We start from the raw sequence: 25,091 nt of genomic DNA, 5'->3' as shown, positions 1-25,091 counted from the left end.
TAGACACCTAAGCTTTCGCGGCGAATCCCCTACGAATCTGGCACCCGCGCGCCTCCCGCGAGCGGTACGCAGCCGGTCGGCTCCTTCCGCAAACGGGCCGGATTGTCAGGCAGAACGTTCGAAATCTCGTCGCCGAGGCCGCCGTTGGAACAAGTGGCCAAGCGTCGGACACGCGGTCACGCGGTCTGCGCGCCCGGCATCATGCCGGCCGAAAACCGGCAGCGCTTGACGCTGAAAACTGGCGAAACGTCAGTGGCCGTCGAAAGCGACGAGGGTCTTGACTGACACACCCATCGCCTCGAGCTTCCTGCGGCCGCCGAGTTCGGGCAGATCGATCACGAAACATGCGCCGACGATCTCGGCGCCGAGCTCACGCAAGAGCTTCACGGCGGCCTCTGCGGTTCCGCCGGTTGCGATCAGATCGTCGGTGAGAAGAACACGGGTTCCGGGAGCCACGGCATCGCGGTGCACCTCCATCTCGTCGACGCCGTATTCCAGGCTGTAGGCGACGCGGATTGTCTCGTGGGGCAGCTTGCCCTTCTTGCGGATCGGCACGAAACCGGCCGCGAGCTGGTGGGACATCGCGCCACCGAGGATGAAGCCCCGCGCCTCGATCCCCGCCACGAGCGCGACACCCTCGCTTCTGTAGGGCGCGACCATCGTATCGACGGCCGAGCGGAAGGCTTCGGGACTGGCGAGCAGCGTCGTGATGTCCCGGAACATGATGCCGGGCTTCGGATAGTCCGGGATCGTGCGGATCACGTCGTGGAAGTCGCTCGACGCGTCGAAGATGGCGCGGGTGCTCATCGTCGCCTCAGGCCTCGTTGCTGATCGTCTGGATGACCGCAAAGCCCTCGAAGTTCGGATGGCCGGCATAAAGCGGGCGGGTGCCGCCGGCGCTCCCATGCGCCGCGCGGAAGGCCTCGGACCGCGTCCAGGCGACGAAGGCCTCCTCGCTCTCCCAGACCGTGTGCGAGGAGTAGAGGCGATGGCCCTCCCCTTCCGGTCCCTTCAGCATGTGGAATTCGACGAAGCCAGGAACGCTCTTCAGCTTGGAATCGCGGTTCAGCCACATCTGTTCGAACTCCTCCTCCGCGCCGGGCAGCACCTTGAAGCGGTTCATGGCGATATACATGGCGTTTCCTCTTCCCGTGGACAGCGATCGCGCGAAGGCCCAGATGCCGGGCGCGCAGTCTTCCCCTTCTTGCATCCGGAGGCACGACTTTCCAACGAAAAAGGGGAGCTCGCGCTCCCCTTTGCTCGATCACCCGAAGTCACGAGAGCGTGGCGGCATCGCTCAGTGCGGCGTGCCGGCCCAGACCCTGCGTTTCACCACGAAGAGCAGCCCAGCGAAGACGACCAGGAAGATCATCACCACGAAACCCGTCGCCTTGCGTTCGGCGAGATGAGGCTCGGCCGCCCACATCATGAAGGCCGAGACGTCGCGGGAATACTGATCGACCGTCTGTGGCGCGCCATCGGGATACTCCACCTGGTCGTCCGCGATCGGCGTCGGCATGGCGAGGGCGGGGCCAGAGATGAAGTACGGATTGTAGTAGGTGCCGTCCTGGATCAGATCCGCGATTTCGGCCGGCGGCTCCTGATCGTATCCGGTCAAAAGCGCGTGGATATAGTCCGGCCCGGCTTCCTGATACTGGCTGAAGAGATCGAAGAGGAAGGTCGGAAAGCCGCGTTCGACGGCCCGCGCCTTGGCAAGCAGCGAGAAGTCCGGCGGGGCCGCGCCGTTGTTCGCCGCGGCGGCAGCCTCCGGGTTCGGGAAGGGCGACGGGAAGTAGTCCGACGCGATGCCGGGGCGATCGAACATCTCGCCGTCGGCGTTCGGGCCGTCCTGGATCGTGTATTCCGCCGCGAAGGCCTTCACCTGCGCTTCGTTGTAGCCAAGATCTTCCAGATTGCGGAAGGCGACGAGGCGCATGCCGTGGCAGGCCGAGCAGACCTCCTTGTAGACCTTGAGCCCGCGCTGCAGCTGGGCGATGTCCCAGTGGCCGAACGGGCCGGCGAAGGACCAGGAGAGCTCCTCCGGCTTCTTCAACGGATAATGCGGGGATTCCGAATGCCCCTCCTCCGCCGCGATCTCGCCCGCGTCTTCGGTAGCGGCATCGGAATTGGCCTCCACCGACGCGCCGGAGCCCTGGTTTTCCTGGGCCGAGGCGATGCCGAGCGGCATGGCCATCAGGCCGGCGGCCAAGAAAGCCGACAGGAGTGTCTTCATCGGTCTGTCCCCCACGTTCGTCCCTCAGCCCTTGGTGTCCGGTGCGGCAGCCGCACCGACCGGCGCACCGCCGCCGCCGTTCTTGGCGAGCACCGCCTCGGTGATCGAACCCGGCAACCGTCTCGGCGTCTCGACGAGACCAAGAACCGGCAGGACGATCAGGAAATGGCCGAAATAGTAGATCGTCCCGGCCAGAGCCAGCGCCGGATAGATGCCTTCCGCCGGCTTCGAGCCAAGCCAGCCGAGGAAGATGCAGTCGGCGACGAGGATCCAGAAGAAGATCTTGTACATCGGCCGGAACGCCGTCGAACGAATGCGCGACGTGTCGAGCCAGGGCACGAAGAACAGGACGATGATCGAGCCGAACATGACGAGCACGCCGCCGAGCTTGGAATCGATCGGTCCGATGTTGAAGGTGATCGCCCGCAGCATCGCGTAGAACGGCAGGAAGTACCATTCCGGCACGATGTGCGACGGCGTCTTCAGAGGGTTCGCCTCGATGTAGTTGTCGGCATGGCCGAGATAGTTCGGCAGGTAGAAGATCATGTAGGCGAAAAGGATGAGAAAGACGACCATGGCAAAGCCGTCCTTGATCGTCGCATGCGGCGTGAACGGCACGGTATCCTTGGACGATTTCACCTCGACACCGGTCGGGTTGGTCTGCCCGGCGACATGCAGCGCCCACACGTGCAGGATGACGACACCCGCGATCATGAACGGCAACAGGTAGTGCAGCGAGAAGAAGCGGTTGAGCGTCGCATTGTCGACTGCGAAACCGCCGAGCAGGAGCTGCTGGATCGAATCGCCGATCAGCGGGAAGGCGGTGAAGAAGCCGGTGATCACCGTCGCGCCCCAGAACGACATCTGGCCCCAGGGAAGCACATAGCCCATGAAGGCCGTCGCCATCATCAGCAGGAAGATGATCACGCCGAGGATCCAGAGGATCTCGCGCGGCGCCTTGTAGGAGCCGTAGTAAAGGCCGCGGAAGATGTGGACATAGACGGCGATGAAGAAGAACGACGCGCCGTTGGCATGCATGTAGCGCAGCATCCAGCCCCAATTGACGTCGCGCATGATCTTTTCGACCGAATCGAAGGCGATCGCCGAATTGGCGGCATAGTGCATCGCAAGGACGATGCCGGTCAGGATCTGCACGCCGAGGAACAGCGCCAGAATGCCGCCGAACGTATAGGCGTAGTTCAGATTGCGCGGCACCGGATAGGCGACGAAGGAATCATACATCAGCCGGGGCAGCGGAAGCCGCGCGTCCAGCCATTGCATGAAACCCTTGGAGGGTACGTAGGAAGAATGACCACTCATCGGTTTTGCTGCCCCCCAGTCAGCCGATACGGATATTGGTGTCGGACGTGAATTCGAATGGCGGGATCGCCATGTTGGTCGGTGCAGGCCCCTGGCGAATGCGCCCTGCGGTGTCGTAGGCCGAACCGTGGCACGGGCAGAACCAGCCGTCGTAAGGGCCGGACTGGCCGAGCGGGATGCAGCCGAGATGGGTGCACACGCCGATCATCACCAGCCACTGTTCCTTGCCTTCGGCGGCGCGATTGACGTCCGTCGCATCGGCATCGCTCGGCAAATTGGCGTTACGGGCGATCGGATCCTTGAGCGATCCGAGATCGACGGCTTTCGCCTCCTCCACTTCCCTCGCCGTGCGCTGGCGGATGAAGACCGGCTTGCCGCGCCATTTGGCGGTGATCGACTGGCCTTCCGCAACCTGGCTGACATCGACGTCGATCTCGGCGAGTGCTAGCGTTGCGGCGTCCGGATTCATCTGGTCGATGAAAGGCCAGGCAAGCGAAACCGCTCCCACGGCCCCAACAGCACCTGTCGCGATGTAAAGAAAGTCCCTGCGATTCGGTTCGGCGGTATCGTGGACGCTCACGGTCGCTGCAACTCCCTGGATGCTGGACCGGAACGGACGGCCAGCCGACTGACGAGATCAGTGTCGCCGCGACATGCGAATGGCCATAAGACGAACAACCACGCCCCCCGCCGCGATGATTGCAGCGGTTCTAAGCGGGAAGGCCGGGGCTTGTCCAGTGCCGAAGCTTGCCCCATGGCAACGTGTCGCTGCATTGCAAGCAGAATTGTTTGATCGAAACAGCGGCCAAGATGAAATTGTCGGAATCTCGAGACGGGCCTGACGCAAGGTTTCGGCCGACGCCCCGCAAGGAAACGACCAGCACGCCCGACCTTCGAATCTGGCGGCTCGCATGCGCGGGGGCGCAAGCTCCAGTCTTCGTCTTGGAGCCTCTTGTCGAGACCCGGACTGGCCATGCCCGCCCGGTCGCCTGTCGAACCTCGAACGAGGCGATGGCCGGCGGCCCTCGCGAATATTGTGTCAAAATCGCGTCATATTGTTTCTGATTTCGGCACCCCAGCGCAACCAATTCGGACTCCGCTCATTCCTCTGGCCAAGGAAGGGCAAAATCATGACGATTCTTATTCTCGAGGACGAACCGATCATTGCCGTCGATCTGGAAGAGATCGTGAGCGGGCGGTTCGCCGACGACGTCGTCGTCGCATCGACGCTGGCAGAGGCGATGGTCTATATGAAGGACGGTGACCGGCGCATCGACTTCGCTCTGCTCGATCTCCAGCTGGGCCGCGACGGCTCGACGTCGCTTCCGGTGGCGCAGATGCTGATGGACGCCGAGGTTCCGTTCTGCTTCGTTTCGGCCACGACCGAGAGCATCCCCGGCGAGATGCAGATGGTGCCACAAGTGAGCAAACCCTTCGAGCCGCAGGAGATCGAGGCCGTCTTGCCGCTAGCGGCATGATCGCAGCCTAATAGCGGCACTGTTCTGGAATCGCGCAGCCGCCGGCATCCTTTCTTCGGGTGTCGGCGGTTTTTCGTCGTCGTGGCGGCGCTCAATCCGTGACGGCGTTGAAACGGCAGATATCGGCCAGGAAACAGGCGTCGCATTTCGGCCGGCGCGAGAGGCAGACCGCCTTTCCGAACTGTATCAGCCAGAAATGCCCGTCGCGCAGGGCCCATTTCGGCGCGGCCGCTTCCAGTTGCCGCGCGGTTTCGTCCGCCGTCTTCGCGCCTGTCAGGCCGATGCGGTTGGCGGCACGGTGGACATGGGTATCGACGGCGATGACGTCCTTTCCGAAGGTGAAGCTCAGGACGATGTCGGCGCATTTGCGGCCGATGCCGGGAAGCTGCATCAACCCCTCCCGCGTCGCGGGAACCGTGCCATCCAGTTCCTCGATCAGGAATCGGCAGAGCCTTTCGATATTGCGGGCCTTCATGTTGTAGAGCCCGCAGGGTTTGATCGCTGCCGCAATCGTCTCCTGCGACAGCTCACGCATCCCTTCCGGCGTCGTCGCCAGCTCGAACAGGGCTTTCGTCGCCGCAGCCGTGTTGACGTCGCGGCTTTGGGCGGAAAGCAGGCACGAGATGACGGACCGGAACGGATCGGGCTGATCCTTCGGCCCCTTGGCGGTGGGCGTGCGGCCGGGCATGTGCTGCGAGAGCCGGCGGAAGACCGTTTCGGTCTCCTGCGCCGACAGGACTCGCTTCGAACCAGCCGCCGCCCCTTCAGCCATCAGCGCTGTTTCGTCTGCCAGTCCGGGTTGATCCAGGGCTTGTTCGAAGGCTCCGGCGCCAGCATCCCCTCGCCGAGAATATGATCGGCGGCCTTCTCGCCGACCATGATCGAGGGGCCGTTGAGATTGCCGTTGGTGATGCGCGGAAAGATCGAGGAATCCGCGAGGCGCAGGTTCTCGACGCCGATGACCCGGCAGTCGGGATCGACCACCGCCATCTCGTCGTCCCTGTCGCCAAGCCGCGCGGTACCGCAGGGGTGATAGGCGCTCTCGGCATGTTCGGAAACGAAGCGGTCGAGATCCTCGTCGGTCTTCGCCTCGGCACCCGGCTGGATTTCCGGGCCGCGATAGGGCTCGAAGGCGTCCTGGGCGTAGATCTCGCGGGTCAGACGGATCGCCTTGCGGAATTCGGTCCAGTCGTCGGGATGGGACATGTAGTTGAAGCGGATCGAGGGCGGCTCCGTCGGACTCGAACTCTTCAGCCTGATCTCGCCGCGCGATTTCGAGCGCATCGGCCCGACATGGGACTGGTAGCCATGGCCCGGCGCCGCCGCCTTGCCGTCGTAGCGAATGGCGCCCGGCAGGAAGTGGTACTGGATGTCGGGATATTCGATGCCGGCGTCGGAGCGAATGAAGGCCGCCGCCTCGAAATGGTTGGTGGCGCCGTAACCGGTGTGCAGCATCATCCATTCGAGGCCGACGCGCCCCTTCGAGAACAGATCGAGATAGCCGTTGAGCGTGATGGGCTGGAGGCAGGTTTCCTGGATGTAGAGCTCCAGATGATCCTGCAGGTTTCTGCCGACGCCCCTGCGCGGCGACGTGACGGCAATGCCGTGACGGGAAAGCTCGGCCGGATCGCCGATGCCCGAATGCATGAGCAGAAGCGGCGAGTTGATCGAGCCGGCGGCCAGCACCACCTCGCGCCGTGCCTTCACCACCCCCGAGACGCGCCTGGAGGAGCCGAGGACGACGCCGGTGGCGCGGCTGCTGCGCGGGTCGATCGCAACGCGCAGCGCCTGGCCATGAAGCAGCCGGCAATTGTCGCGCTTCAGCGCATCGCGAAGATAGGCATTGGCGGCGGACCAGCGGCGACCCTGCCAGATGGTCTGCTGCATCGGGCCGAAGCCCTCCTGGCGTTCGCCATTGTAGTCGTCGGTGACCGGATAGCCGGCCTGCCGCCCCGCGTCGATGAAGGCCTCGTAGAGCGGGTTCTCCATGTCGCCATTCTTGACGTGCAGCGGCCCGGCGGTGCCCCGCCAAGCGGGATCGACACCGCGTCCCGCGCCGCCATGGAAATTCTCCATGCGTTTGAAATAGGGAAGGACGTCCGCATAGGCCCAACCGGCAGCGCCGCTCGACGCCCAGTGTTCGTAGTCGAGCGCGTGACCACGCACATACACCATGCCGTTGATCGAGGAGGAACCGCCGATCACCCGCCCGCGCGGCGTGACGAGGCGGCGGCCGGCAAGCGTCTTTTCCGGTTCGGCGACATAGCCCCAGTCATAGCGGCGCATGTTCATCGGGAAGGAGAGCGCGCCGGGCATCTGGATAAACGGGCCCGCATCCGTTCCGCCAGCCTCGATGACGAGGACCTCGTAGCGGCCATTCTGCGACAGGCGGTAAGCGAGAGCTGAACCGGCGGATCCGGAGCCAACGATGACATAGTCGGCTTCGTCGATGGTCTTCATTGAGCCTCGATCTCTCTTTTTGATGACGCGTCGTCTGACGCAGGCAGGAATCGCCGAACCAACGGCTGCTGGCTGGAGATAGGGCGCGGCGACATCGGAAAAGAGCGATAATGGCATCGGCGCCGTGAGAAAAGGCCTGCCCCGGACGACGCGGCAGCCGTCGCCGGACGCACGGGCCGCTGCTTTCGACCAGAGTTCTCCGCGATGCCCGCACCACCGACGAACCCGCGACGAGCGATCTCGTCCTGGCCTGCACCCTCGTCCTTTGCCCCTAAAGACCGCGCCGATGCCCTGTCGATGTCGATCGCCAGAGCCAGCTCCCAGCGAGACAACGACATGCGGGCGGGCGACCATCCCTCGGCGAGCGGCATGACACTTGACCGTTCACGGAGCTGATGACCGGAGACGACTGCAAAGCCGCAGAAACCGTTGAAATCACGGAAATGCGCGATGGCCTCGCGCCGGCGCCTTTGCTACTTTGGCTGTCAGGCAATCATTGAGGGAAACGGGTCACGATGAAGCTGCGCAAGATCCTTTCGGCAGGAATGCTCATGTCGGTTTCGGCAAGCCCCGCCTTCGCCGACTACACGCTGACGATTCTCCACACCAACGACTTCCACAGCCGGGTCGAGCCCATCAACAAATACGACTCGACCTGCGAAGGCGACGATATCAAGGAAGACAAGTGCTTTGGCGGCTCGGCGCGGCTCCTGACGGCTCTTCGCGAAGCCAAATCAGCGGCTGAAAACCCCATCCTCGTCGATGGCGGCGACCAGTTCCAGGGCACGCTTTTCTATACCGAGTACAAGGGCAAGGCGGCCGCGGAGTTGATGAACGACCTCGGCTATGAGGCGATGACCGTCGGCAACCACGAATTCGACGACGGGCCGGAGGTCCTCACCGCCTTCATCAAGGCCGTCGACTTCCCGGTGCTTCTTGCCAATGCCGACGTCTCGAAAGACCCCGAACTTGCCGACGTCGTCAAACCCTCGACCATCATCGAGAAGAAGGGCGAGAAGATCGGCCTCCTCGGCGTCGCTCCTGCCGACACCGGCGAGCTGTCGAGCCCCGGCAAGGCCATCACCTTCTCGGACCCGACCGAGGCCCTGAAACGCGAGGTCAAGAAGCTGACCGATGCGGGCGTCGACAAGATCATCCTCCTCAGCCATTCCGGCTACAAGGAAGATCAGCGCATCGCCGCCGAAGTGCCGGGGATCGACGTCATCGTCGGCGGACACAGCCATTCGCTCCTGTCCAACACCGACGACAAGGCCGAAGGCCCCTACCCGACCATGGTGAAGGGCCCCGACGGCCACGACGTGCCGATCGTCCAGGCCTATGCCTACGGCAAGTATCTCGGCGAACTCAGCGTCACCTTCGATGACGACGGCGTCGTCACGGCGGCGTCCGGCCAGCCGCTCATTCTCGACGGCAAGATCGCCGAGGACACCAAGCTCAAGGAGCGCGTCGCCGAACTCGCCAAGCCGCTGGATGAAATCCGCAAGAAGGTCGTCGCCGAGACGACCGCCCCGATCGACGGATCGCGCGACACCTGCCGCGCCGGCGAATGTGAGATGGGCGACCTCGTCGCCGATGCGATGCTGGACCGCGTCAAGGACCAGGGCGTCGAGATCGCCATCACCAATGGTGGCGGGCTCAGGGCCTCGATCGACAAGGGCCCCGTCACCATGGGCGAGGTGCTTACCGTCCTGCCATTCCAGAACACGCTTGCGACCTTCAAGCTGAAGGGTTCGGACCTCAAGGCCGCGCTCGAAAACGGCGTTTCGCAGGTCGAGGAAGGCGCCGGCCGGTTTCCGCAGGTCGCCGGTCTGCAGTTCACCTGGTCGAAATCCGCCAAGCCGGGGGAGCGTATCAAGGAGGTGATGGTCGAACAGGGCGATGAAACGGTTCCGCTCGACCCGGACGCGACCTATCTCGTCGTCTCGAACAACTACATGCGCTCGGGCGGCGACGGCTATACGGTCTTCGCCGAGAAGGGGACGGATGCCTACGACTTCGGCCCGGCGCTCGACGAGGTGGTGTCCGAATATCTCGCCAAGGACAACATTCCCTACGAGCCCTACACCGACGGCCGCATCACCGCCGCGGACTGAGCCGGCGAAGGTGCGGCGGTGCGACCGCACCGCTGACTGAGAGCGGATTTGACGCCCTGTTTGCCCGGCGTGCCGAACCGCGATAAGCGATCATTCAGGTGGCCCGCCCTCTGGCGGGCCTTCGCTTGTCTGGAGCGTTTCGTGCCGCAATCCTCCTCCGCCACCAGGTCACGCCGTCTGCGCTACACCCTGATCGGCCTTGCCATCGTCGCCGCAACGGCGGCGATCCTCTTTGCCATGGGGCGCAATCCGATCTGCCCCTGCGGCGAGGTCAGGCTGTGGTGGGGCGTCGTCAACAGCCCGGAAAACTCCCAGCACCTGTCGGACTGGTACTCCGCGTCCCATCTCATCCACGGCTTTCTGTTTTTCGGCGGAACCTGGCTGATCATGCGCCGCTACGGCTTCGCGCCCCGGCTGATCCTCGCCCTTCTCGTCGAATGCGCCTGGGAGATCGTCGAGAACACGGACGCCGTGATCAACCACTACCGCGAGACGACGATCTCGCTCGATTATGCCGGCGATTCGATCCTCAATTCGCTGTCGGACATCGGCTTCATGGCGCTCGGTTTCTGGCTGGCGGGCAGGCTGCCGGTCTGGCTGACGATCGTGATCGCCATCACCCTCGAAATCGTCGTCGGCGCAATCATCCGCGACAACCTGACGCTCAACGTCCTGATGCTGCTCTGGCCGATCGAGGCGGTGAAAGAGTGGCAGGCGGGCGCCTGAGCGCACTCAGCCGGAGAATTGCCGCAATATCGGCGTTCGATTCTGACAGCATCGGCAAAGATCGAACTCGATTTTTGGAAAGAAAGATGTCTCAATTCAAAGGTTTAGACCGTCCTGCGTGCGTCCATTCAGACGCACGGCGCTCTAACCGCCGTCAGTTGGTTCGGGGTCTCTCGAGACGGAAGCACGGCAATCGCGGGAAGCAAGCGTGAGACTGACCAGATCCGTCCGGCGGATCGTCCTGACCTTGAGCGGCGGGCTGGTTTTCGGCGCGGCCTATCTCGGCCTCGAGCATGTCACCGGCAACGTCCATACGGTCATAGCCGGCGAACTCTACCGCTCGGGAACCCTCTCCCCGGCAGCCCTGCAAGCGCTCGTCGACGAGAGGGGGATTCGGACGATCATCAATCTTCGCGGGCGCCATCCGGACCATGCATGGTGGAGAGGCGAGGAGCAGATCGCGGAGCGGAACGGCATCGAACTGATCGATCTCGGCTGGTCCGCCAGCAAGCCCCTCAGCGACAAGCAGGTCACCGCCTTCTACGCGGCCATCGACGCGGCGCCCAAACCCGTTCTCATCCATTGCATGTCGGGCTCCGACCGCTCGGGACTGGCGTCGGCTCTCTATCTCGCCCATCGGCTGAAATCGGACGAGGAGACCGCCGAGGGGCAGCTGTCGATCGTCTACGGGCATATCGGCCTGCCCTTCTTTCCGGCCGAAGCGATGGACGATACCTTCGAACGCCTCGAGCCGTCGCTCGGTTATTACGGCTCCTGACAGAGAGAAGACGAGCCTGAAAGAAAGCGGCGGCCGCGCAACCTTGCCGGCCTGCAACCGCCCGCCGTATCACTCCGCCGGGCTGGTCGCGCCTGCGCCTTTGGGAAATTTCGGGATCTCGCCACCGCGCAGCTTCGCGATGTAGCTGGTCATCTCCCGCTTCACGATCGGTGCCAGGAAATACAGGCCGATGATGTTGAAGATGCCCATGGCGAACAGCGAGGCGTCGGAGAAGTCGAGCACCGCGCCGAGGCTGACGGCCGCTCCGAGAACGACGAACAGGCAGAAAAGCAGCTTGTAGATCAGCTCGGAGGTGTAGTTGTCGCCGAAGAGGAAGCACCAGGCCTTCACGCCGTAATAGGACCAGGAGATCATCGTCGAAAAGGCGAAGAGAACCACCGCGAGAGCGAGCACATAGGGGAACCATGTGATCCTCGTTCCGAAGGCCGCGGAGGTCAGCTCGACGCCCGACAGATTGTTGGTGGTGGCGATCTGACCGGCCGCTTCGTCCCAGACATAGAGCCCGGTCGCCGGATCCTGCTGCAGGACACCGGAGATGGTGATGACGAGAGCCGTCGCGGTGCAGATGATGACCGTGTCGATGAAGGGCTCCAGCATCGAGACGAAGCCCTCCGTCACCGGATGCTTGGTCTGCACAGCCGAGTGGGCGATGGCCGCCGAGCCGATGCCGGCCTCGTTGGAGAAGGTCGCGCGCCTCAGGCCCTGGATCAGCGCGCCGATCAGACCGCCGGCGACGCCGAGCCCTGTGAAGGCGCCCTCGAAGATTTCCGCGAATGCCGCGCCGATCTGGTCGATATTGGCGAAGATGACGATCAGCGCCGCGGCGAGATAAAGGATGCCCATGAAGGGCACCAGCTTTTCGGTCACCCTTGCGATCGACTTGATGCCGCCGACGATGACGAGGAAGACGACGACCGCCATGACGAGGCCGGTGATCCAGCCGCGATCGGCGAGGAAGCTCGCATCGCCGCCGGTGATGACGACGAGCTGGGAATGGGCCTGGTTGGCCTGGAACATATTGCCGCCGCCCCAGGAGGCGAGAACGCAGCACACCGCGAAACACACGGCCAGAACCTTGCCGAAGGTGGTGTGGCCGATCTCGGCCATGCCCTTCTTCAGATAGTGCATCGGCCCGCCCGAGACGCGACCGTCGGGATATTCGGTGCGATATTTCACGCCGAGGGTACATTCGGTGAATTTCGAGGCCATGCCGAGAAGGCCGGACAGGATCATCCAGAAGGTGGCGCCCGGACCGCCGACAGACACCGCGACGGCGACGCCGGCGATGTTGCCGAGCCCGACCGTGCCCGAGACCGCCGTCGCCAGCGCCTGAAAATGGGTGACCTCACCGGCGGCGTCGGGCGAGGTGTAGCGCCCGCGCACCAGCTGGATCGCATGGGGCACCATGCGAAACTGAACGAAGCCGAAATAGACCGTGAAGATCGCCGCCGCCGTAATCAGCCAGAGCACGATCCAGGGCAGTTCGGTGCCCGGGATCGAAGCGAAGATGAAACTGACGAAGGGAGAGGTCACCGGCCCGACGACACTGTTCATCCAGGCATCGATCGACGCCGTATTGCCGCCCCCCTCTTCCGCTTCCTGGGCGAGAGCCGGCCCGGCAAGGGCCAGCATGAGGATCAGGAAAGAGAACAGTCGGCCGAATACACGCATGGACAGATTCCTCAATGCGGGACGATACGGAACTCAGAATCGAAACTTGCAGCCCTCGTTCTGCGCCCGATCACGGGACGATGACCGTCGGGATGGTCGCGGCCTGGGCGAGACCGAGGGTCACGCTGCCAAAGATCTTGTTTTCGAGGCCGGATTTGCCGGAACGGCCGACGAAGATCTGGCAGGCGCCCTTGTCGCCGGCGACGTCGAGAATGACCGCGGTGGGCGAGCCGAAGCGGATCTCGCTTTCGACTTCGAGGCCGGCGCCCTTCAGTTCGGCGACGAGCGGATCGACGAGGGCGCCGCTCGCCCGATCGAGCTCCTGGCGCCGGCGCATCTTGCGCTCCTCCAGCTCCTCGGGCGTCAGGAAGCTGTAAGGCGACCATTGCAGCACGTGAACGAGGCAGATCGCAGCGCCGCTCGCCTTGGCACGCTTTGCCGCATAATCGACGACACCCCGGTCGGCCCCGTCATAGGCGACGACGAAAATCTCGCTGGCCATATGTCACCCGTCCGTCACATCAGGGCCGAAGCCGCTGGCAATCCATTCATTACGGTTACGTTAACATCAATTTCATCGATGGCAACTTTCTTGTGCAAAAAACCGGCAAGACAGATTCAAGCATCTGATTCTAAGGGCTTTTTTCATGGATCACACGAGCCGGCGGGCGTCAGGTCCGCCTAGAAACGGACCAGAGCGCGTCTGCTGTATCTTGCGAAACGGCGGCATCTCAGCCGCGGCAGCGAAAGCGGTCGATGAACGCGCGAGAGCTCTCGAGCTTGGCCTGGATGATGCCGATCGCCGCGGGGGGATGCTCGCAAGCAGCCATTTCGCCCCCCCCCCCCCGCAAGCGCGCCGGAATGACGCGCGCGGCCGCCGCTTCACCGGCGTCGAAGAGATCAATCGGCCTCGGTGAACAGCACCTGATGATCGAGCAGATAATGCGCGAAGAATGGCAGGCTTGCCGAGCCGATCTCGCGCGCATCGGTGCCGATCGTTCCCGCCCTGAGGGTCACGGGCGCCAGTCCCTGGCGGTTGATCTTTTCGATCGCGGCCGCCGTGCGCTCGACGAGCTGGCTGCGCACGTTTGCGGGAAAACGGCCGTCGATCACGGCGGATTCGAAGTCGTAGATGGACGATGCAGAAACGATCGCATGGGCAAGCCCGTAGGCTGCCCTGTCGAGCCAGCGCTCGAGCAGCGGCCCGAAACTCTCCCAGGAGACCTTGCCGCGCCACAGGGCGAGCGCGTCGCCGCCCTCTGCCTCGTACATCTTTTCCAGAAGGTGCAGCGAGGCGAAGTTGATCAGCTGCGCGTAGCCGCCCTCTTCTCTTGGAATGGGCATCGAGCCGACGGCGCCGGCATTGCCGAGCCGGCCCGAGACGAGATCGCCATTCATCACGATGCCGCCGCCGATAAAGGCGCCGACGAAGAAGTAGACGAAGTCGGCCGACTGCGTGGATCCAAACACGTTCTCCGCCGCGCAGGCCGCCGTCGCGTCATTGGCGACGTTCACGGTCAGGTCGGTCACCGCCGCAAGCGCCGAGCGCACGTCAAGATCGCGCCACTCGTCCATGATGCCCATCGGGGCGCCGATCTCGTCGGCCCAGGACCAGAGTTCGTATGGCAGGGCGACGCCGAGACCGGTGATCCGGCGACCGAGCCTGGCCGGCAGCAAGCCCCGCAGCTTCGGCTCGGCTTCCGCGACGAAGTCGATCACCTGTTGCAGCCTCGGAAACGGATAAGCGATCCGCTCGTGCCCCCTGATCCGCCCTGTGAAATCCATCAGGACGAGATCGACCGAACGCCGGCCGATCTTCAGCCCGAGCGCGAAGGCGCCGTCGGGGTTGAGCCGCATCGGGATCGAGGGCTGGCCGACACGGCCACGCTGCGGCTGATCGCGCAGCACGAGTTCCTCCGCCTCCAGGGCCCGCATGATGACCGAAGCGGTCTGCGGCGACAGCCCCGTGCGCCGGGCGATCTCGGCCTTGGCAAGACGGCCGTTGCGCCTGATCAGCGACAGCACCGCGCGCTTGTTGTGGGCCCTGAGGCCAGACTGGTTGGAGCCGCGCATGCGGCCCTCCGCCGCGTCCATCCCGTTGCCGTCAAACCCTCTTTCCATCAAGGTCCTCCCACCGTCACCTCGCGCCTTCGCCGCATGCGCCGCGCGTCTCCCCGGTCAGGCACGAAGGGACTTGCGCAAGGCTATCATTGCAGCGGCAGCACAACCACCCGTGGACGATGATACATGGCCCAATAGATAAATCCAGATGAATTATAATTGTTGACAAGGCGCGCGCCATCATGTTCCTTGTTGCGAGCCGGTCGATTTGGAGGTCGATCGGACGACGCTGGTGAAGTCCGGCGCGACCAACGGTTTCGGGAGGAATATCACGTGAAGATCCGCACCCTCATTGCAGGCACGATTCTGTCGTCCGCTTGCGCCTTCGCAGCGCCGGCTCTCGCCCAGAGCGGCGACGTAAGCGCCTGCCTGATCACCAAGACGGACATCAATCCGTTCTTCGTCAAGATGAAGGAAGGCGCCACCGAGAAGGCCAAGGAGCTCGGCGTCAAGCTGTCCACCTATGCCGGCAAGGTCGATGGCGACCACGAGACGCAGGTCCAGGCGGTCGAGAGCTGCATCGCGGCCGGCGCCAAGGGCATCCTGATCACCGCTTCGGACACCAAGGCGATCACCGGCGTCGTCAAGGAGGCGCGCGATCGCGGCATTCTCGTCATCGCCCTCGACACCCCGCTCGAGCCGATCGACGCCGCCGATGCGACCTTTGCCACCGACAACTTCAAGGCCGGCGAACTGATCGGCGAGTGGGCGAAGGCGACCCTCGGCGACAAGGCGGCAGACGCCAAGATCGCCTTGCTTGACCTCTCTCCGGCGGCACCGTCGGTGGACGTCCTGCGCGACCAGGGTTTCCTCAAGGGCTTCGGCGTCGACATCAAGGACGAGAAGACGATCGGCGACGAGGACGATCCGCGCATCGTCGGCCACGACGTCACCTCGGGCAACGAGGAAGGCGGGCGCACCGCCATGGAGAACCTTCTCCAGAAGGATCCCAACGTGAACGTCGTCTACACAATCAACGAACCGGCCGCAGCCGGCGCCTACGAGGCGCTGAAGTCCTTCGGCATGGAAGACGGTGTCCTGATCGTCTCGGTCGACGGCGGCTGCCCGGGCGTCAAGAACGTCCAGGAAGGCGTCATCGGCGCGACGTCCCAGCAATATCCGCTGCTGATGGCCTCCAAGGGCATTGAGGCGATCGCCCAGTTCGCCAAGGACGGCACCGTGCCCAAGCCGACCGACGGGCTCGACTTCGTCAACACCGGCGTCAACCTCGTCACCGACAAGCCGGTGGATGGGGTGCCCTCGATTTCGGTCAAGGAAGGCCTCGATCGCTGCTGGGGCTGACCCCGGCGATCTGACCCTGACTCCGACGCATCGCCGCCCTTGATCGGGATTGTGCGGTGCGTTGGCGCAGAAGGCAGCGCCCCAAGCCGTCGGATCATGCATCCATCGGCTCGCCCAAGGCCGCGAGACGCCCCTGTCGGATGGATCGTCAGATCGGCGCTGCGGGCCTTTCGCCATGGCACCGCCGGACGCACCGGCCGGCGGGCCGCCCCTCAAAGCCCGAGGAAAAATCGCCATGAGCGAAACGAAGAGTCGCGACAACGACTACGAATCCTCGCTGAAGGACAGCGATCGCGCGGTGGCCGCCTTCAAGCCACGCCGCCGCGGCGCCCTCGGAACGGCGCAGCATTTCCTCCATGGCAGCCCGACCATGGTTCCGGTGATCGTGCTGCTCCTGTCGGTGGCCGCCTTCGGCATTGCCGCACCGAATTTCTTCTCCGCCTTCAATCTCTCGCTGATCATGCAGCAGGTGGCCATCGTCGGCATTCTCGCCGCGGCGCAGAGCCTCGTCATCCTGACGGCCGGCATCGACCTTTCGGTCGCGGCGGTGATGGTGATGATCTCGGTGATCATGGGCCGCCTGAGCGTCGAGTTCGGCATCCCGGTGCCGGTTGCCATCCTTCTCGGCCTTGTCTGCGGCGCCGGCACGGGCCTTCTCAACGGTCTCCTGGTGACCAAGGTGCGGCTGCCGCCCTTCATCACCACGCTCGGCACCTGGAACATCTTTCTGGCGCTGAACTACTATTTCTCCAATCGCGAGACGATCCGCTCCCAGACCCTCGACGCCGAAGCGCCGCTTCTGAAACTCTTCGGCGAGCGCTTCACCATCGGCGGCGCCGTCCTCACCTGGGGTGTCGTCCTGATGGTGGTGATCTTCGTCGTCCTGTGGTTCGTCCTCAATCGCACCGCCTGGGGCCGACACGTCTACGCCATCGGCGACGACAAGGAGGCGGCGGAACTCGCCGGCATCCGCACCGACCGTACGCTCGTCTCGGTCTACATGCTCGCCGGCGGCATCTGCGCCGTGGCCGCCTGGGCCTCGATCGGCCGCGTCGGCTCGGTCAGCCCGACCTCGTTCTTCGAGGCCAATCTGGAATCGATCACCGCCGTGGTGATCGGCGGCATCTCGCTGTTCGGCGGCAGGGGCTCGATCATGGGGCCGATGATCGGCGCCCTCATCGTCGGCGTCTTCAACTCCGGCCTCAGACTCGCCGGCGTCGATGTCCTGTGGCAGCTGTTCGCGACAGGATGGCTGATCATCATCGCGGTCGCGATCGACCAATGGATCCGGAAGGTTTCGTCATGAGCGCTCGGCAACCAGTCCTTTCAGGCCGCGGCATCGTCAAGAATTACGGCCGCGTCACCGCCATCGACAATGCCGATTTCGACCTTTACCCCGGCGAGATCCTCGCCGTGATCGGCGACAACGGCGCCGGCAAGTCTTCGCTGATCAAGACGCTGTCGGGCGCCGTCGTGCCCGACGAGGGCGAGATCCGGCTGAATGGCGAGCAGGTCCACTTCACCTCGCCCATCGAGGCGCGCGAGGCCGGCATCGAGACGGTCTACCAGAACCTTGCCCTCTCCCCGGCCCTGTCGATCGCCGACAACATGTTTCTCGGTCGCGAGATCCGCAAGGAAGGTTTCGCGGGCAAATATCTGCGAATGCTGGACCGCAAGGCGATGGAGCGCATCGCCCGGGAAAAGCTCTCCGATCTCGGCCTGATGACCATTCAGAACATCGGCCAGACGGTGGAAACGCTCTCCGGCGGCCAGCGCCAGGGCGTCGCCGTGGCGCGGGCGGCGGCCTTCGGCTCGAAGGTGATCATCCTCGACGAGCCGACCGCCGCACTCGGCGTGAAAGAATCGCGAAAAGTTCTGGAGCTCATTCAGGACGTGCGCTCGCGCGGCATGCCGATCGTCCTGATCTCGCACAACATGCCACATGTCTTCGAGGTCGCCGACCGCATTCACGTCCACCGGCTCGGCAAACGCCTTTGCGTGATCGACCCGAAGCTCGCCTCGATGAACGACGCCGTGGCTCTGATGACCGGCGCGAAGACGCCGGAAAAGTCGATGATGGCCGCCTGACAAGCGCCATCGACGGGATGCTGCAGGGCTTGATGGCGAAAAGGCCGGGATCGGCGTGTGACGCAGCGCCGTGGTCTGCGGCGAGGACCGAGCCACTGACCGATGCCAAAAGAGCCGGCACGGACCATGAGCCGGCACAGACCGGACGCGAGCGAGAAAGACGCGCGCCCGCGCGCGAGGCTTGCGCCTCGCGCAGAAGCGTCAGTGCACGCTGACGGTCAGAAGCTCGTTCTGCGACGCGCTCGCGACGATGCTCGAACGGTCGTCCGACACGGCAAGCGGCGTGCCGTCGGCGCCGAACAGCGCCCAGAGCTTCAGACCCGGCTGGATCGATTTCGCCGCCGGGAAGCGCGCACGCATTTCGTCAGAGCTCATCTGACGCATATAGGCCAGCTGCCCTTCGCCGAGCGAGGCAAGGTCGAACGCAACTGTTTCGCTGGTCGCATGATCACCCATGATCGTCTCCTTTGTGAAGGCAAACGCGAAATCCGGTCATTCGTTGACCGCGATCTCAATTCTCCTGACGACGCGTTCGGGTTCCGGCTTCGCCAGATCGATCAGGAGCAGGCCGTTCTTCAGCTCGGCTCCGATCACCCGCATGCCATCGGCAAGGAGGAAACATTTCTGGAACTGCCGCGCGGCGATGCCCCGATGCAGATATTCACGTTCGCTGTCGTCGCTCTGGCGGCCGCGAATGAGGAGCTGGTTCTCCTCCACCGTGACCTCGAGATCTTCCGGCAGGAAGCCGGCGACGGCGAGCGTTATGCGAATGAGATCGCCAAGGTCACACCCCTTCACCTCGCCAGCGGTCTCCGCGGCGCGGATACGCTCGATATTGTAGGGCGGATAGCCGTCGCCCCCCTTCGCGATGCGTTCGAGGGTCTTCTCGACGCTGTCGAAGCCGAGCAGGAGCGGGCTGGAAAAAGGCGTCATGCGATTCATCGACGAAAGTCCTTGGTCAAGCGACTTTACCGACGCGGGCCCGAAACCAGCACCCCCGTCCAACCGATGATATGGCGTCGACCGGGGCGCGCTTCAATGCCGGCACGCGGGCAAAGCAGCTCAGGACAATCCTGCGCCAAAATTCTTCCCAAGAGTTGAAGACCGCCGAGAACCGGCGCTGACTGCGTCGAAGATACCCTGCAACGCGAGCGCGGCGCCCCTCGGTTCATGGCCGGAGATGTCGAGACGTGCCGCGGACACGACGCCGGTACCACGGCGCCAGGATGTCTCGATGCGCAGGAGCGGCGATGCCGGAACACCTCCGCAGCCCCGATCAGGCGGCAAGCCGCCGAGAGAGCGGCGACCGACAGGCAATGGGCGATCGGTAAAAACGGCCGAGCCGGACTGCCGCAGCGTTTCGATCGCCCGCACGCGCCTACAATTGAGGGGCGGCCTTCGCTCCGGCCGACCGACCTCAGGACGCTTCGGTCGCGCCCGGCTTGAAATTCAGGGCGACGCCGTTGATGCAGTGGCGCTTGCCGGTCGGCTTCGGCCCGTCGTCGAATACATGGCCGAGATGGCCGCCGCAGGTGGCGCAATGCACCTCGGTGCGCGGATAGATCAGCTTGTAGTCGGTCGTCGTACCGACCGCCGTCGCCGAAATCGGCTCCCAGAAGCTCGGCCATCCGGTGCCCGAATCGAATTTGGTCTTGGAGGAATAGACCGGCGTATCGCAGCCGGCGCAGGCATAGATGCCGGCCTTCTTGTTGTCGTTCAGCGGGCTGGAAAACGGCCTTTCGGTCGCTTCATTGCGCAGGACCGCGTATTGATCGGGCGTCAGCAGCTTCTTCCATTCGGCGTCGGTGTGCGAGACCGGAAAGCTTTCCTGCGCCGCGCCCGCGCCGCGCCATCCGAGCGCCACGGCGCCGACCGCTGCCGCGCCTGCCGCAAGGCCCGCCTTGATGAAATTCCGTCTGATCATCGCCAGTCACTCCATTCATGTCCCGCTCGCGAGCAAGAGACGGGGTCGCGGTGTTCGGCGTGCCGCCCCCTGCGCGATCGAGATGGTGCAGGAAAGTCGTCTGCGCCAGGGAGTCGAGCCGACGACGCCTTCACGAATATGTTCGGGGACGGAAGGGCAATCGTTACACGCCGCCCCGCCCCCGATTTCAACGCACCATACTCGAGGTGCGCTCGTCGATGCCAGCGACAGATCCGCCGGCGGCGCCGATTACATCGCCGGCATCAGCACCGTGTCGATCACATGGACCACGCCGTTCGACTGCATCACGTCGGCCTGGGTGACGGTCGCCGTCCCGCCCGAGGCGTCCATCACGACGATGTTGTCGCCGTCCATGGCGAGCGTGATTTCCCCGCCCTCGACGGTCTTGGCCGGATGCTTGCCGCCATCGTCCTTGATCATCTGCATGGCGGCCTCGGACGTCGCCTTGGCCGGAACCACGTGATAGGTCAAGATCTTGGTGAGCTTGTCCTTGTTTTCGGGCTTCAGAAGATCGTCGACGGTGCCGGCCGGCAGCTTCTCGAAGGCAGCGTTCGTCGGCGCGAAGACCGTGAAGGGGCCGTCGCCGCTCAAAGTCTCGGCAAGACCTGCCGCCTTCACGGCCGCAACGAGCGTGGTCAGATTGTCGGCGGTCGAGGCGTTCTCGACGATCGTCTTCTGCGGATCCATCGGCGCGCCGCCGACCATCGGCATGTCGCCGGAGCCCATCGCGTCCTGAGCGGAGGCTGCGCCCGAGAAGGCGACGGCGCCAGCAAGAAGCGTCGTCATCGCGGCGGTGCGGATCAGGGTCTTCAACATATAACGTCTCCCAAATATTGGTCTGTCATTCCCCTCCAGGTGGAGGAGGATGCGGGAGCTACGAAAAACTCAGTCTTCCGGTTTCAAAATACTTCAGTAACACTTTATTTATTGGACGCTGAAAATCCGTCACATGCGGGTCACATCGCGAAGTTCTTGAGACTTACTTTTTCCCGAGTTTATCATCCGTGCGAAAGCCGGGCGACCTGCTGCGAAGATGTTCGTCGCCCCGCGCCCCTCCCCGCCCCTTAGCGGCGACCATCACCGGTTCAGTCGTCGACCGAGCGCCGCATGGCCTTGATCCTGGAGCGCCCCTTCTTCGCCTTGATCCGGCGTTCGACCGCCCCCTTCGATGGCCGGGTCTTCTTGCGCGGCGGGGGCGGCGGCTTGACCGCCTCCCGCAACAGTTCGGCGAGCCTCTCGCGGGCATCCTCGCGATTTCTCTCCTGGCTGCGGAAACGCGAAGCCTCGATCAGGACGTCGCCGTCCTTGGTGGCCCGCTGGCCGGCCAGCCGGTAGAGTCGCCGTTTCACGTCGGATGAAATCGCCGAGGACTGCGCCGCGAGATAGCGCAGCTGAACGGCGGACGAGACCTTGTTGACGTTCTGGCCGCCGGGCCCGGACGCCCGGATGAACTGCTCCTCGAGTTCGGCCTCCGGCAAGGTGACGGATCCCGTCACCCGCAAGTCTCCCATCTCCGCCATTTCGTCCTTCCGCCCCGCAATCGCGCTTCCTCGCATCCGGACGGCATGGGGGAAGCCGGCGCGACCCTATCGGAACGGCCGCAACTCGCACAGAGCTGCGCTTGAAGAAGTTTCGGCACCGGCGGCGACTGCGTGATCCAGCGCCGGCCAGTGCCGAGCGTGATTCGACCCGAAGAGTTCGTCGACGGCTATTCCGCCGCCAGCGGCATGACGGGGGCGGCCTGCGCCACGTCACCGTCGACGTGGTCGGCGAAGCGCTCGAAGTTCTTGGCGAACATCGAAACGAGCTTTGCGGCCTGGCGGTCATAGGCCGCCTTGTCGCTCCAGGTTGCACGAGGATCGAGGATCGCCTGATCGACGCCCTCCACCTCGACGGGAACCTGGAAGCCGAAATTCGGGTCGGTCCGGAACTCGGCGTCGTTCAGGCTGCCGTCGAGCGCGGCATTGAGAAGCCGGCGCGTGACCTTGATCGGCATGCGCTTGCCGGTGCCGTAGGCGCCGCCGGTCCAGCCGGTGCTGACGAGCCAGCAGTCGGTGCCGTGGCGGGCGATCAGATCACGCAGAAGATTGCCGTATTCCGTCGGATGGCGCGGCATGAAGGGCGCGCCGAAGCAGGTCGAGAATGTCGCCTCGGGTTCGGTGACGCCCTTCTCCGTGCCGGCGACCTTGGCCGTATAGCCCGAAAGAAAGTGATACATCGCCTCGGCCGGGGTGAGCTTGGCGATGGGCGGCAACACGCCGAAGGCGTCCGCCGTCAGCATGATGACGTTCTTGGGATGGCTGCCGCGCCCGCTTTCCGAAGCGTTGGCGATGAAGTGCAGCGGATAGGCGGCGCGGGTGTTCTCGGTCAGCGAGCCGTCGTCGAAGTCCGGGACGCGGTTTTCATCGAGCACGACGTTTTCGAGAACCGTGCCGAACTGGCGGGTGGTGGCGAAGATCTCCGGTTCGGCCTCGGCCGAGAGGCGAATGGTCTTGGCGTAGCAGCCGCCCTCGAAGTTGAAGATGCCGTTCTCGCCCCAGCCGTGCTCGTCGTCGCCGATCAGCGTGCGGGTCTTGTCCGCTGAAAGCGTCGTCTTGCCGGTGCCCGACAGGCCGAAGAACACCGCGCCGTCGCCCTTCGGCCCGACATTGGCCGAGCAGTGCATCGGCATGACGCCCTTTTCCGGCAGACGCCAGTTGAGAGCGGTGAACACCGACTTCTTCATCTCGCCGGCATAGGACGTGCCGCCGATGAGGACGATGTTGCGGGAAAGGTCACAGCCGATCACCGTCTCGGTCCGGCAGCCGTGACGCTCGGGATCGGCCCGGAAGCTCGGCAGATCGATGATCGTCATCTCGGGAACGAAGTCCTGAAGCGCCTCTTTTGAGGGGCGGATCAGAAGGTTGCGGATGAACAGCGAGTGCCAGGCATATTCGGTGACGACCCGCACCGTGATGGAATTGGCGGGGTCGGCGCCGCCGATGAGATCCTGGACGAAAAGGTCGCGGCCCTTCGCCATCTCCTTGAAGTCGTCATAGAGGCGCTCGAAGGCCTCGGGCGCCATCGCGGCATTGTTATCCCACCAGACGATCGGGTCGGTCGTCTCGTCGCGGACGATGAACTTGTCCTTGGCCGAGCGGCCGGTGTGCTTGCCGGTGGTGGCGACGAGGGCGCCGTGGGCCGTCAGGCGGGCCTCACCCCGGCGCAGGGCAATCTCGACGAGTTCAGCCTCCGGCAGGTTCCAGCGAATGGAGGAAAGCCCCTCCAGACCCGTCGTTTCGATCCCGCTCTGCGGATTGTGCGTCCCGATTTGATCCACCACTCGCCTCCTGAAAAACTCGGCCCTTCGGCCCCGGCTGCGGAAGACAGATAGACGACACACTTGTGCAGGGCAAGCAGCGCCACCTGTAAAACTTAACGATTTCAGTAATTTAATCGATTTAGACGGGTTTGTATTCAATCTAATCGTTTCGATGCTTCGATGCGGACGGATTGACTGGCCAATCCGCCGGCCGAAATCATGCCCGACATCGGCCCTGCCGCCGCCCCGCACAGCCGGTGCCGGCCGCAAGCCTTGAAACCTGTCCGATCAGAAAGCTGATTTGTCGGCGCCGTCTGCTATCATGGCGGACGAATCCCAGCCCGCTTCGAGAAGGCATCGCCCATCCGACCGCCATACGACGCAAGGGAAGATGTCCGGCGCGACCGCCGAACGGGTTTCATCCGTCGCTTTGTGGTGCGAATTGGCCCTTTGTCATTGTCAGACGCGCAATCCGCCACATTTTACGCGGATTGATGTCAACGAAGGGGCTGATGAATGCGGTGGCACCGGTTTGAGACGGTGGCATGCGGGGCGCGAGCCCCACACGGCCGACTTTCCCACGCCACGCTTGATCCGGCGGCAGAGCAGTTGCGAAAAGCACAGCGGCGAGGAGCCGGATCGATGACTGGAGAATGATGACATGCCGACAATCGCCCTCGTGGATGACGACCGAAACATTCTGACGTCCGTCTCGATCGCACTGGAGAACGAGGGTTACAGGGTCGAAACCTACACCGACGGCGCTTCGGCGCTGGAGGGGTTGCAATCGAGCCCACCTCATCTGGCGATCTTCGACATCAAGATGCCGCGCATGGACGGCATGGAGCTGCTCCGGCGGCTGCGGCAGAAGTCCGATCTGCCGGTGATCTTCCTCACCTCCAAGGACGAGGAGATCGACGAGCTGTTCGGCCTGAAGATGGGCGCCGACGACTATATCCGCAAACCCTTTTCCCAGCGGCTTCTCGTCGAGCGTGTCCGGGCGATCCTGCGCCGCGGCGCGCCGCGCGAGGTCGGGGCGAAGCCGATCGCCGGCACCACCGCCGCGCCCGAAGCCTCGCTGGAACGCGGCCAGCTGGTGATGGATCAGGAGCGACACACCTGCACCTGGAAGGGCAAGCCGGTCACGCTGACGGTGACGGAGTTTCTCATCCTGCACGCTCTGGCGATGCGGCCGGGCGTGGTGAAGAGCCGGGACGCGCTGATGGATGCCGCCTATGACGAGCAGGTCTATGTGGACGATCGCACGATCGACAGCCACATCAAGAGGCTGCGCAAGAAATTCAAGGCGATCGACGACGACTTCGATATGATCGAGACGCTCTATGGCGTCGGCTATCGCTTCCGGGAGGCATGATCGCCCGAACCGCCGGGCTCACGCTCATGCAGAACGACTTGGCGGCCTCCGCACCTCCGAGCGTCGGCGAGTGTGGCGCACGGCACTGGAAGCGGACGCCGGCCGCCTGAAAACGCTGCCTCGATCCGACGTTTTGCCGCAGCTTTTCGGATCGATCG

The 25,091-nt window shown here is 64.0% G+C and carries 24 protein-coding genes; 8 read left to right on the top strand and 16 right to left on the bottom strand.

Features of this window, described 5'->3' with window-relative positions; all coding sequences use genetic code 11:
- Nucleotides 1-249: 249 nt before the first annotated feature.
- From J6595_RS08270 to petA, 5 genes are all read right to left on the bottom strand, one after another.
- A complete protein-coding gene (locus tag J6595_RS08270) occupies nt 250-807 on the bottom strand; it encodes an adenine phosphoribosyltransferase (protein WP_209593986.1) in 558 nt (185 codons plus the stop codon).
- 7 nt (nt 808-814) lie between these two features.
- Complete coding sequence (gene hmuQ, locus J6595_RS08265; RefSeq protein ID WP_209593985.1) at nt 815-1,135, bottom strand: heme-degrading protein HmuQ; 321 nt, start codon at nt 1,133-1,135, stop codon at nt 815-817.
- A gap of 162 nt (nt 1,136-1,297) precedes the next feature.
- Nucleotides 1,298-2,233 carry a cytochrome c1 gene (locus J6595_RS08260; protein WP_209593984.1) on the bottom strand — a complete coding sequence of 312 codons (936 nt, stop codon included), beginning with the start codon at nt 2,231-2,233 and terminating at the stop codon, nt 1,298-1,300.
- Between the two features lie 24 nt (nt 2,234-2,257).
- Entirely contained in the window at nt 2,258-3,553 is a 1,296-nt protein-coding gene (locus tag J6595_RS08255; protein WP_209593983.1) for a cytochrome b, read from the bottom strand.
- Between the two features lie 19 nt (nt 3,554-3,572).
- Nucleotides 3,573-4,133 (bottom strand): ubiquinol-cytochrome c reductase iron-sulfur subunit, encoded by a 561-nt coding sequence (gene petA, locus J6595_RS08250; RefSeq protein WP_209593982.1) that lies wholly within the window; start codon nt 4,131-4,133, stop codon nt 3,573-3,575.
- Between the two features lie 550 nt (nt 4,134-4,683).
- On the opposite strand from petA, the gene J6595_RS08245 reads away from it, so the two are divergent.
- Entirely contained in the window at nt 4,684-5,031 is a 348-nt protein-coding gene (locus J6595_RS08245; RefSeq protein ID WP_209593981.1) for a response regulator, read from the top strand.
- Between the two features lie 91 nt (nt 5,032-5,122).
- Here the strand turns inward: J6595_RS08245 and J6595_RS08240 are convergent, their stop codons facing one another.
- Nucleotides 5,123-5,803, bottom strand: a complete 681-nt coding sequence (locus J6595_RS08240; RefSeq protein ID WP_209593980.1) for an endonuclease III domain-containing protein — start codon at nt 5,801-5,803, stop codon at nt 5,123-5,125.
- Nucleotides 5,803-7,491, bottom strand: coding sequence for a choline dehydrogenase (gene betA / locus J6595_RS08235; RefSeq protein ID WP_245197705.1), 1,689 nt, complete (start codon nt 7,489-7,491; stop codon nt 5,803-5,805). The genes J6595_RS08240 and betA overlap by 1 nt, the downstream gene beginning before the upstream one ends.
- Nucleotides 7,492-8,006: 515 nt before the next feature.
- Between betA and J6595_RS08230 the strand changes: the two genes are divergently transcribed.
- The 3 genes from J6595_RS08230 (at nt 8,007) to J6595_RS08220 (ending at nt 11,109) form a co-directional block, all read left to right on the top strand.
- Complete coding sequence (locus tag J6595_RS08230) at nt 8,007-9,605, top strand: bifunctional metallophosphatase/5'-nucleotidase (protein ID WP_209593979.1); 1,599 nt, start codon at nt 8,007-8,009, stop codon at nt 9,603-9,605.
- Between the two features lie 141 nt (nt 9,606-9,746).
- Nucleotides 9,747-10,331: a DUF2585 family protein gene (locus tag J6595_RS08225; protein ID WP_209593978.1), complete on the top strand. Its 585-nt coding sequence runs from the start codon at nt 9,747-9,749 to the stop codon at nt 10,329-10,331.
- A 208-nt stretch (nt 10,332-10,539) separates the two neighbouring features.
- A complete protein-coding gene (locus J6595_RS08220; protein WP_209593977.1) occupies nt 10,540-11,109 on the top strand; it encodes a tyrosine-protein phosphatase in 570 nt (189 codons plus the stop codon).
- 69 nt (nt 11,110-11,178) lie between these two features.
- On the opposite strand, the gene J6595_RS08215 is transcribed toward J6595_RS08220, so the two are convergent.
- The 3 genes from J6595_RS08215 to J6595_RS08205 all read right to left on the bottom strand — a co-directional run bounded on the left by J6595_RS08215 (nt 11,179) and on the right by J6595_RS08205 (nt 14,922).
- A complete protein-coding gene (locus J6595_RS08215) occupies nt 11,179-12,801 on the bottom strand; it encodes an alanine/glycine:cation symporter family protein (RefSeq protein ID WP_209593976.1) in 1,623 nt (540 codons plus the stop codon).
- A gap of 70 nt (nt 12,802-12,871) precedes the next feature.
- On the bottom strand, nt 12,872-13,303 hold the full coding sequence (locus J6595_RS08210; RefSeq protein WP_209593975.1) for a universal stress protein: 432 nt from the start codon (nt 13,301-13,303) through the stop codon (nt 12,872-12,874).
- Between the two features lie 398 nt (nt 13,304-13,701).
- Entirely contained in the window at nt 13,702-14,922 is a 1,221-nt protein-coding gene (locus J6595_RS08205) for an ROK family transcriptional regulator (protein WP_209593974.1), read from the bottom strand.
- A gap of 273 nt (nt 14,923-15,195) precedes the next feature.
- On the opposite strand from J6595_RS08205, the gene J6595_RS08200 reads away from it, so the two are divergent.
- From J6595_RS08200 to J6595_RS08190, 3 genes are all read left to right on the top strand, one after another.
- Nucleotides 15,196-16,224, top strand: a complete 1,029-nt coding sequence (locus J6595_RS08200) for a sugar ABC transporter substrate-binding protein (RefSeq protein ID WP_425342134.1) — start codon at nt 15,196-15,198, stop codon at nt 16,222-16,224.
- Between the two features lie 235 nt (nt 16,225-16,459).
- Nucleotides 16,460-17,530 (top strand): ABC transporter permease, encoded by a 1,071-nt coding sequence (locus J6595_RS08195; RefSeq protein ID WP_209593972.1) that lies wholly within the window; start codon nt 16,460-16,462, stop codon nt 17,528-17,530.
- Nucleotides 17,506-18,312 (top strand): ATP-binding cassette domain-containing protein, encoded by an 807-nt coding sequence (locus tag J6595_RS08190; RefSeq protein ID WP_209593971.1) that lies wholly within the window; start codon nt 17,506-17,508, stop codon nt 18,310-18,312. The genes J6595_RS08195 and J6595_RS08190 overlap by 25 nt, the downstream gene beginning before the upstream one ends.
- 201 nt (nt 18,313-18,513) lie before the next feature.
- Here the strand turns inward: J6595_RS08190 and J6595_RS08185 are convergent, their stop codons facing one another.
- The 6 genes from J6595_RS08185 to J6595_RS08160 all read right to left on the bottom strand — a co-directional run bounded on the left by J6595_RS08185 (nt 18,514) and on the right by J6595_RS08160 (nt 23,576).
- Nucleotides 18,514-18,768 carry a BQ00720 family protein gene (locus tag J6595_RS08185; RefSeq protein WP_209593970.1) on the bottom strand — a complete coding sequence of 85 codons (255 nt, stop codon included), beginning with the start codon at nt 18,766-18,768 and terminating at the stop codon, nt 18,514-18,516.
- 36 nt (nt 18,769-18,804) lie between these two features.
- Complete coding sequence (locus tag J6595_RS08180; protein WP_209593969.1) at nt 18,805-19,254, bottom strand: Hsp20 family protein; 450 nt, start codon at nt 19,252-19,254, stop codon at nt 18,805-18,807.
- Between the two features lie 475 nt (nt 19,255-19,729).
- Nucleotides 19,730-20,236, bottom strand: a complete 507-nt coding sequence (gene msrB, locus J6595_RS08175; RefSeq protein ID WP_209593968.1) for a peptide-methionine (R)-S-oxide reductase MsrB — start codon at nt 20,234-20,236, stop codon at nt 19,730-19,732.
- 249 nt (nt 20,237-20,485) lie between these two features.
- The gene (locus J6595_RS08170) at nt 20,486-21,073 is read right to left on the bottom strand and encodes a fasciclin domain-containing protein (RefSeq protein ID WP_209593967.1); all 588 of its coding nucleotides are present in this window, start codon (nt 21,071-21,073) and stop codon (nt 20,486-20,488) included.
- A 269-nt stretch (nt 21,074-21,342) separates the two neighbouring features.
- On the bottom strand, nt 21,343-21,777 hold the full coding sequence (gene arfB / locus J6595_RS08165) for an alternative ribosome rescue aminoacyl-tRNA hydrolase ArfB (RefSeq protein WP_209593966.1): 435 nt from the start codon (nt 21,775-21,777) through the stop codon (nt 21,343-21,345).
- Between the two features lie 188 nt (nt 21,778-21,965).
- Complete coding sequence (locus tag J6595_RS08160; RefSeq protein WP_209594163.1) at nt 21,966-23,576, bottom strand: phosphoenolpyruvate carboxykinase; 1,611 nt, start codon at nt 23,574-23,576, stop codon at nt 21,966-21,968.
- A 643-nt stretch (nt 23,577-24,219) separates the two neighbouring features.
- Here J6595_RS08160 and J6595_RS08155 point away from each other — a divergent pair.
- On the top strand, nt 24,220-24,933 hold the full coding sequence (locus J6595_RS08155) for a response regulator transcription factor (protein WP_209593965.1): 714 nt from the start codon (nt 24,220-24,222) through the stop codon (nt 24,931-24,933).
- Nucleotides 24,934-25,091 lie beyond the last annotated feature (158 nt).

It is taken from the genome of Jiella mangrovi (assembly GCF_017815135.1).
Classification (GTDB): Bacteria; Pseudomonadota; Alphaproteobacteria; order Rhizobiales; family Rhizobiaceae; genus Jiella; species Jiella mangrovi.
The sequence above is the reverse complement of the archived record's forward strand: the minus strand, read 5'-3'. Positions and strand labels throughout refer to the sequence as shown.